This window comes from Saccharopolyspora sp. (assembly GCF_017434145.1).
GTDB classification, from domain to species: Bacteria; Actinomycetota; Actinomycetes; order Mycobacteriales; family Pseudonocardiaceae; genus Saccharopolyspora_C; species Saccharopolyspora_C galaxeae.
This window is the reverse complement of the sequence record NZ_JAFRFW010000010.1, coordinates 1-5,767: the sequence shown is the minus strand read 5'-3', so window position 1 is coordinate 5,767 and position 5,767 is coordinate 1. Positions and strand designations below refer to the sequence as shown.

The following is a 5,767-nucleotide window of genomic DNA, read 5'->3' as shown; positions in this document are numbered from 1 at the left end:
CGACCACCTCGGCCACGTCGGCGGCAGCCACCAGCGGCTCCGGCGACCAGCCCGTCGCCTTGCCTGCGCCCGCCCCTTTGTGCGAGTCCGCCCCCTTGTGCGTGCCACGCTGCATCCGCACCCGCGAGCACGCCTGATCCAGCAGATCCACCGCCTTGTCCGGCAGGAACCGCTCGGTCAGGTAGCGGTCCGAAAGCTGCGCGGCCGCCTCCAGCGCCTCCTCTGCGACCCGCACCCGGTGATGGTGCTGGTACTTGCGCGAGACACCGCGCAGCACCGCGACCGTCTCCGGCACCGACGGCTCCGGCACCGCGATCGGCTGGAACCGGCGCTCCAGCGCCGGGTCCTTGTCCACGTGCTTGCGGTACTCCTCCACCGTGGTCGCACCGATCAGGTGCAGCTCACCGCGGGCCAGCGCGGGCTTGAGCATGGTGCCCGCGTCCATCGAACCCTCACCGGCACCGGCGCCGACGATGCTGTGCAGCTCGTCGATGAACACCACGACCTCGTCGCGGTGCGTGCGCAGCTCGGTGAGCACGTCGCGGAACCGCTGCTCGAACTCCCCGCGGAACTTCGCGCCCGCGACCATGCCCGCCAGATCCAGCGACACCAGCCGCTTGCCCGCCAGCGGCCACGGCACCTGCCGATCCACGATGCGCTGCGCCAGGCCCTCCACCAGCGCCGTCTTGCCCACGCCCGGGTCGCCGACGAACACCGGATTGTTCTTCGAGCGCCGCCCCAGCACCTCCACGGCCTGGTCGATCTCCTCGCCGCGGCCGATGACCGGGTCGAGCCTGCCGTCGCGGGCCAGCTCGGTCATGTCCAGCCCGAACTCGTCGAGCTTCGGCGTCGCGCCCAGCACCGGCGCGCGGCCCCGCGGCCGCTCGCCCTGCTCCATCGCCCGCGCCAGCGCGCGCCCGGCCACCGACTCCGGTTCCTTCGCCAGCCCCAGCAGCACGTGCCGGGCACCGACGACCTCCACGCCCTCCCCCAGCGCGGCCTGGTGCGCCCCCAGCAGCGCCCGCCGCGCCGACGACGACAGCACCGGCGACCGGCGCGATCCGCCGGCGACGGCGTCGACGGTGCCCGCCACCGTGCGCACCCCGGTCGCCAGGTCCTCGACCCGCACGCCCGAATCCGCCAGCATCTCCGCGGTCGGGCGCACCTGCGTGACCGCCCACAGCAGGTGCGTGCTGTCGAGCTCGCGGCTGCCCCAGTCCACCGTCGCCCGGATCGCCTTCGAGACCACGTCGTGCGCCTCGGGATCCAGCAGGTTCGACAGGCCCAGCCCCGGCGAGCCCGCACCGGCCTGCCGCTGCGCCCCACCGCCCTCGACCAGGCTGTTGAGCAGCGAATCGAAGGCGGCGGAGGAATCACCGACACTGCCCCGGTCCACCGGCTCACCTCCACACCGGCGGGCATCGGCCGTGCCCGCGTCACACCGTCATTGTGATCAACACTCTCCAGCATGCGGCATGCGCCCGCCGCGGCGACGACCGGCCACCCATTCCAGCAGCGCGCCCACCAGCAGCGCCGCGCTGATCACGACCACGACCGTACCCAGCCGGTGCAGCCCGGCATCAGCCGCAGGCCCGGCGAAGCCGAGTTCGATCACGGCCGCGGCGATGTTCGCCCCCACGTACTGCGACGTGCGATACAGCCCGGAGGCCATGCCCGCGTCCCCGGCCTCGGCCTGGCGGTACATCGCGGCCTGGTTGCCGATGTTGTTGAACCCGTTCGGCACCCCCAGCACCGCCGCGACCGCCAGCAGCAGCACCAGACCGCTGCTCGACTGCGTCACGGCCAGGCCCGCCCCGCCTGCCGCCAGCGCCACCGAACCGATCACCAGCACCGGCCGATAGCCGGAGCCGCCGATCATCCGCCCGGCCAGTGCGACCGAGGCCATCGCCACCAGCGCGATCGGCAGCACCACCAGCCCGGCCTGATCCGCGCTGAACCCCCGCGCGCCCTGCAACCACATCGGATAGCCGTAGAAGACCACGTAGAACGCGACATAGGTCAGCGCCGTCCGCAGATAGGTGCGGGTCAGCGGGCGATTCCGCGCCAGCATCCGCACGTCCACGAACGGCCGCGCCACGCGCGATTCCAGCACCGCGAACCCGGTCGCCAGCACCGCCAGCACTCCCAGCAACCACCAGGTGGGGCTGCCGGCCAGCGACAGCAAGAACACCATCAGCACCGCGATGCAGCCGATGAACAGCCCCGCCCCCGGCAGGTCCAGGCTGCGCAGCACCGCGCGCGGAGATTCCGCGGTGGCCTGCCGCGGCGGGTCGGCGGGCAGGTGAATCCACGCCAGCACGGCCACCGCGAGCCCCAGCGGCACGTTCACCAGGAAGATCGCCTGCCAGCCCCACCACGACACCAGCACCCCGCCGAACACCGGTCCGAACGCGATCATCACCTGCCCGGCGATGGCCAGCGCGCTGAGCGCATCGGCGGGCAGCGCCATGCCGCGGCGATCCGCCTCGGCCCGCAGCATCGCCACCCCGGACGGGAACGCCGCGCACGTGCCCAGCCCCAGCAGCATCCGGAACGCGATCAGCCAGCCCAGGTCCGGCGCCAGCGGCGCCAGCAGCGAGGTGAGCACGGTGATCGCCAGCGACACCAGGAAAACCCGCCGCGGCCCGGCCCGGTCGGCCAGCCGGCCCGCCGTGGGCGAGCCGACCGCGGTGGCCAGGTACAACCCGGAGATCAGCCAGGAAGCCGCCGCTCCGGCGTCGAAGTCGTCGCGGATGTCGACCATCGCCACGGCCATCGTGGAAGCATTGAGCGCCTGCAGCACCGAACCGAACGCGATGGTGAACACGAACGCCCGGGGCAGGCGCTGGGTGGTGGAGCTGCGGACGGAGGTCACATCCGCTCAGCCTAGTTCGTTAGATTCGCTAACTTCAAAATCGCTCGGGATCGCGGACCACGGCCGCCCGTGATTCAACGCGGCCTCGTGCGGGTAGGGGGCCGGGCACACCCCCGGAAAGGAGGACCGATGCAACGCGGCAGCGACAAGCACGGGCCCGGGCAGGACGACGCCTTGGAGAAGGAGATGCAGGGCCTGCTGCAGGGGGATCACCCCACTCGTGCCGAAGAGGCGCTCGACGCCGAACCGCCCGCCGACGACGATCCGGAGTCGCTGCGCCCCGAACCACCCGAACCCGGCGACGAACCGGGCTGAGAGAGCCGGGATCGCGCCCGCCCATCCACGCGGGTGGGCGCGATCCCGGTGCCTTTCCGGAACGAGATCGCAGCAGACGGCCTCAGTACAGCGGGAAGGCCCAACCGCCCGGATAGAACGGCTCCCGGTCCCAGGCGAAAGCGGCCGAGGTGAGCCGCAACGCACCAGGGCTGCGCTCTTCGACCAGTCCGGCGGCACCGAGCGAAGCCAGTCTGGTGCCACCCAGGAACGCCGCGGCCAGCTCGGCGCTGCTCATCCGCAGGTCGGCCGGATCTTCGGTGCGCGTGCACGCGACCCCGTCCGTCCCGGCCCGCAGCCGGTACCGCCCCTCGTTCCACGGGCAGAACCGGTCGGTCACCTCCAGCACCACATCCAGCGGCACCGCATACCGGCGCGCGCCGAGCGCGCGATCGACGTCGACGAGCCGGACCCACAACCGATCGACCGGCGCGGAAACCACGGCCCGCGGATCCACCAGCAGGTGCGGCAGCGGGTCGTCCACCGCGACCTCGCAGTCGATCCAGCGCACCAGATCGATCCCGGCGAGGAATCGCCACAACGCGGCGTGCGCCTGCCGCGAGACCGCCGCGAGCTCCACCACCTGCACCACCGCGGATGCGTCCGGATCAACGGCGTGCCGGTAGAGGACATATCCGCTGACCTCGCCGTCCGGCTCGTGATGCAGCGCGAACCGAAGGGTGCTCGCAGCACCGCGGGCCTGCGGCTGGTCGAAGAGCCGGACGTCCCAATGCGCCCCGGTCCTTCGCGGCCAGCCGACCGTAGCGGCGCTCGCCCGCTCGTAGACCTCTTCAATCCGGGCTCGGGCCTGCTCGCGATGGCACAACCGGACCTGACCGCACCCGGAATCCACCCCGTCCCGAAACACCATCGAACGCCGCAGGCAACGGATCTGATCGCCGCGCGTCGCGGGCCCGTAGCCGTAGCGCCCGTAGATGCCGGCTTCGGACGGCCGCAGCACGGCGACCGGTTCCCGCCGCTGCTCGTGCAGTTCAGTGAACTGCCTCCGCATGATCGAGGTCAGAATGCCCCGACGGCGATGAGTGGGTGCCACACCGACCGAGGCGATCCCGGCCACCGGCAGCACCGCACCGGGCACGGTCAGCGCGCGCCGGTAGATCGAGGCACCCGCGATCGGCGTCCCGGAGTCGAACGCGGCCAGCGTGCGGTCCAGGTCGGTGGCGGCGCGCTGGCCGGTGAGCTCCTGCTCGCAGCGGTCGGCGCCGTAGGTGTCGGCGATCATGCGCGCCCACGGGGCGAATTCGGCCTCGGTCACCGGGCGCAGCGGATACGGTTCGCGCACCGGGCACTGTGTAGTGCACCCGCCGCTGCGGCGCGATCGATTTTTCGCCGGATCACCGCTCAGCGGCGGCGACCGCTTCGGCCAGCCGCGCCAGTTCCCGGCCGACGTGCGCCAGGCGGTCGCCGACCGCGCCGGCGTGCCCGGTCAGCGCACCCGCGTGCCCGGCCGCTCGCAGCCAGTCGTTGACGCCCGCGAGCCCTTCGGCCATCCCGTCGACGGTGGTGGCGAAGCCGCGGGTGACCTGTTCGATCTCGGCGACGGAGTGCGGTACGCCCGGATCGCGCAGCCGCGCGCCGAGTTGCAGCGCCGCTTGCCCCACTTGCTCGGCCACCTCCGCGGTGTAGGCACCGCCATCGGTGCCGCGTGATCGATCGGCCGTGGAAGGCCGCGGTGGAGCGGACTGCGCAGCGGCGTCATCGGAGCGGCTCATAACCGCTCAGCCAACCCGACTCGGGCGGTGTGGGCCACACGATCGAGGTAGAAGATCGCCGAGCGGTGGTCAAGAACACCCGATTCCCGCACAACCTCCCCACTCCGTTGCGCATTGCGCACTCTCGCTTCGTTGCTTCTTCTTGTGAGGTTCGGAGTCGGGGGTGATGCCGGAGGCTTGATTTCGGGCGACACTGAAATCAGCGAGGCAATTAACAGTTAGAAACGCGAGCCGACGAACTCGTCCCTCGGGTTCTTCAGCGGCCTAGCCGCCGGACGTTCCCCGCCCGGCATCCACCTCGCCGAGGATCCGCAGGATCTCCTCGTCAGTGGTCTCCCGGAAAGTGCCGTACCACTGCCCCACCGCGGCGAAATCCACCGGCTGCAGCACGCACAGCACCTCGTCGGCCTCCTGGCGCAACGCCTTGACCGCGTCCGGGGCGCCGACCGGCACGGCCAGCAGGATGCTGCGCGGGTCCGACTCCCGGATCATGCGCAGCGCCGCACGGGCGGTCGCGCCGGTGGCCAGACCGTCGTCGACCAGCACCACGTCCCGGCCGGTCAGCCGCGGTGGCGCACCTTGGCCGAACCGTTCCTCGCGGCTTCGGGCCTCGGCGCGCTCCCGCTCGCGGTCCTGCGCCAGCTCGGCCTGCTCCAGGTGGAAGGTGCGCAGCAACCGCTCGTCGTAGGTGGCCGGGCCGTGCGCGGTCACCGCGCCCAGCGCCAGCTCCGGCTGGCCCGGCGCGCCGATCTTGCGGGCCACGGTGACCCGCAGCGGTGCCGCCAGCGCACGCGCCACTTCAGCGGCGACCGGTACGCCGCCGCGG

At 72.2% G+C, this 5,767-nt stretch carries 6 protein-coding genes; 1 reads left to right on the top strand and 5 read right to left on the bottom strand.

Going from position 1 to position 5,767, the window contains the following annotated elements:
* Window positions 1-1,396 (bottom strand): AAA family ATPase (locus IJH84_RS00250; RefSeq protein ID WP_295138747.1); only part of this gene is annotated, 1,396 nt, incomplete at its 3' end.
* 57 nt (window positions 1,397-1,453) lie between these two features.
* Complete coding sequence (locus IJH84_RS00245) at window positions 1,454-2,875, bottom strand: MFS transporter (RefSeq protein ID WP_295138744.1); 1,422 nt, start codon at window positions 2,873-2,875, stop codon at window positions 1,454-1,456.
* Between the two features lie 129 nt (window positions 2,876-3,004).
* On the opposite strand from IJH84_RS00245, the gene IJH84_RS00240 reads away from it, so the two are divergent.
* Window positions 3,005-3,190, top strand: a complete 186-nt coding sequence (locus tag IJH84_RS00240) for a hypothetical protein (RefSeq protein ID WP_200072505.1) — start codon at window positions 3,005-3,007, stop codon at window positions 3,188-3,190.
* Between the two features lie 82 nt (window positions 3,191-3,272).
* Here IJH84_RS00240 and IJH84_RS00235 read toward each other — a convergent pair whose 3' ends face one another.
* The 3 genes from IJH84_RS00235 to IJH84_RS00225 all read right to left on the bottom strand — a co-directional run.
* Window positions 3,273-4,511: a GNAT family N-acetyltransferase gene (locus IJH84_RS00235; RefSeq protein ID WP_295138740.1), complete on the bottom strand. Its 1,239-nt coding sequence runs from the start codon at window positions 4,509-4,511 to the stop codon at window positions 3,273-3,275.
* 52 nt (window positions 4,512-4,563) lie between these two features.
* The gene (locus IJH84_RS00230) at window positions 4,564-4,842 is read right to left on the bottom strand and encodes a hypothetical protein (protein ID WP_200072507.1); all 279 of its coding nucleotides are present in this window, start codon (window positions 4,840-4,842) and stop codon (window positions 4,564-4,566) included.
* A gap of 363 nt (window positions 4,843-5,205) precedes the next feature.
* On the bottom strand, window positions 5,206-5,767 hold a 562-nt coding region (locus tag IJH84_RS00225), incomplete at its 5' end, for a phosphoribosyltransferase (RefSeq protein WP_295138735.1).